The following is a 2,712-nucleotide window of genomic DNA, read 5'->3' on the forward strand; positions in this document are numbered from 1 at the left end:
ATACATTTTTTAAAAAGTGTGCAGATCATTTTTTAGAAGAAAAATTACACTTATTAAACGAGGTGGTTATAAAAGAATATTTATCATCGGGGGTATCGTTAAAAAATGATGGCACTGTACATTTTGACCTTAAAAAAGCAGACATACTAGCAGGTCAAGCCGAACCCGACGTATTGCAGAGCACTCAACTACTTCCAGGTATTGATAATGTATCGGAAAATGCTTCGGATATTTTAATTAGAGGTGGTACTCCCGATCAAAATTTGGTACTCTGGGATGATATTAAGTTATACAATACAGATCATTTTTTTGGAACACTTACAAATTTAAACAGTACCATTATTGATAATGTTACTATTTATAAAAGTGGTACAAGTGCTCAGTATGGAAATAGAGTTTCGGGAGTCATAGATATTAAATTAGATGATAGCGTACCCGAAAAATCGAGCAAATCATTTGGGTTTAATATGTTGTCTACGGATTTTGCTATAAAAACCCCATTTTCTAAAAAAATAGGATTCATAGTTTCTGGTCGGAGATCGATAACCGATGTGGTTCAAACAAGCACATTCGATAATAATTTCTCAAGAATATTTCAAAATTCGAGAACAAAAATTATTCGAGATGTATTTGAGACCACTCCCAATGGAGTAAACAATCAATCTATAGTTTTTGAGGATTATACGGCAAAACTCTTATATCAAATAGCACAAAATCATAAGTTAACAAGTACATTTCTATATACGAACAACACTTTAAAGGATGCGTTTGATGCTATTCTCGACGGCTTTCCTTTTGAAGAACCATTTATTGATTTTTTAACAATAAAGAATTTAGGAACTTCATTATCATTAAGTAGTGGTTGGAATTCCAAACTAGATACAAAATTATCTTTTAGTTACTCTAATTATTCATTAGAGTACTTTGGTTTTAGTTATAGTCCAGTATTTTTTTTTCCACATTTATTAGAAAGACAAAATGAAGTTGATGATGTGTCTGTATCTTTTAAATCAAGCTATAAATTAAAAAAGTTATTAACCTTAAGTTGTGGCTATGAATTATCAAGTAAACGTATTAATTATGCCATTACTGATGGTGTTTTTGGAAGATTTAAAGGAGACTATAAAAACAAGCCTGCTCACTCAATTTACAGTCAGTTGACATATAATAAAACAAAAGCTACGCATTTTGATTTTGGAATTAGGCTAAATAAATTTGCGAATTTTGATAAAATTAAAATAGAACCCAGATTGTACGTCGAAAAAGTAGTACATCAAAATTTTAGAATAAAAACTAGTGCCGAAATAAAAAATCAAGCGATTAATAGAATAGAAATTTTTACGGGGAATGAAATAGGAGAAGAGGCAGAAGTGTGGTTGCCTTCAATACAAGATAGTATTCCTTTGGTAAAGAGTAAACAGGTTACATTGGGGGTATTATTTAAAAAGAAAAATTGGGTAGTTGATATTGATAGTTACTATAAAGAATTAAAAGGATTGAGCGCTTTTAATACAAGACAATTTAATGTGTTTGATACACCCGAAGAAGGAGAGGGGATAATCAAAGGAATTGATGTTTTATTAAAGAAGAAAATACAAAATTATTCCATATGGTTAAGCTATACTTATGCCCAAAATGATCAACGATTTAACAACATTAATGAGAATAAATTTTTTAATGCGAATAATGATATTACCCATTCAATTATGATATCAAATTTTTTAAAATGGAAAAAGTTTCAATTTTCATTAGGTTGGAAATATAAAACAGGAATTCCATTTACAATAATCAAAAGTTTTGACGGGGATGCAATCGCGGAGATAGATTTGCTAAACTCTGAGCGTTTGCCAGATTATCATCGGTTAGATTTTTCTTTAAATTATTCATTTTTATTTAAAAAAAATGATCCAACTAAAAATTTTAAAATTGGATTAGGAGTCCAAAATTTATATAACAAAAAAAATATTTTAGCTATTAATTATACTGATTTAGAAATAGATCCAGAAGAATTTGATCGAAATCTATTAAGAGTGTTAAGAACAGAATCATTGGGTATAACACCAAATGTATTTTTGCGTTTTAATTTTTAAAAAATATGCAAAGTAGTGCTTGTTAAAAAATATATGTAGGTAAGTGATGTTTAAAAAATGGGAATTAATGAGAATAAATAAAGTATGAATACTATTTTTTTGTTTTTTAGGTTAAGAATGATGAGAAAAGCTATTGATTAGTATGAGGGTAATTCTATTTTTTTCTATTATTTTTATTTTTCATTCTATTTTTGCACAAAAAACGCCTGAAGTTTTAAAGTTTACGGATGAAAAACTTATGATTGTTATCAATAAGTTAGAGGAGGTTTATGGAGTAAAGTTCTCCTATAACTCCGAAAGCATCGAAAACACAGTTGTTAGCCTTAACTTAAAGCATCCTACATTAGCTCAAACACTAGTTGATTTACAACGACAATTACATTTTAATTTTAAAAAAATAGATGAGCGTTATTATGTAATAAAACATTTAAATAAGGTGTACGTATGTGGTTATTTAAAAGATGTAGTACTACAAAAACCTATCGTAGGAGCAAGGATTAGTAACATACAAAAGGATATAAAAACCATAACAAGTGCCAATGGTTACTTTCTATTGAGTGATGTAAGTATAAATGATACCCTAAGTATTGAGTCACTCGGTTATAAAGTGAAAAGAATACCA

The 2,712-nt window shown here is 28.8% G+C and carries 2 protein-coding genes; both read left to right on the forward strand.

Annotation, left to right across the window (positions count from 1 at the left end; translation table 11 throughout):
- On the forward strand, positions 1–2,090 hold a 2,090-nt coding region (locus KQA_RS0218085), incomplete at its 5' end, for a TonB-dependent receptor plug domain-containing protein (RefSeq protein ID WP_010183046.1).
- A gap of 142 nt (positions 2,091–2,232) precedes the next feature.
- On the forward strand, positions 2,233–2,712 hold a 480-nt coding region (locus tag KQA_RS0218090), incomplete at its 3' end, for a FecR domain-containing protein (RefSeq protein WP_010183047.1).

Origin of the sequence: Aquimarina agarilytica ZC1 (assembly GCF_000255455.1) — a bacterium.
Lineage (GTDB): Bacteria > Bacteroidota > Bacteroidia > Flavobacteriales > Flavobacteriaceae > Aquimarina > Aquimarina agarilytica.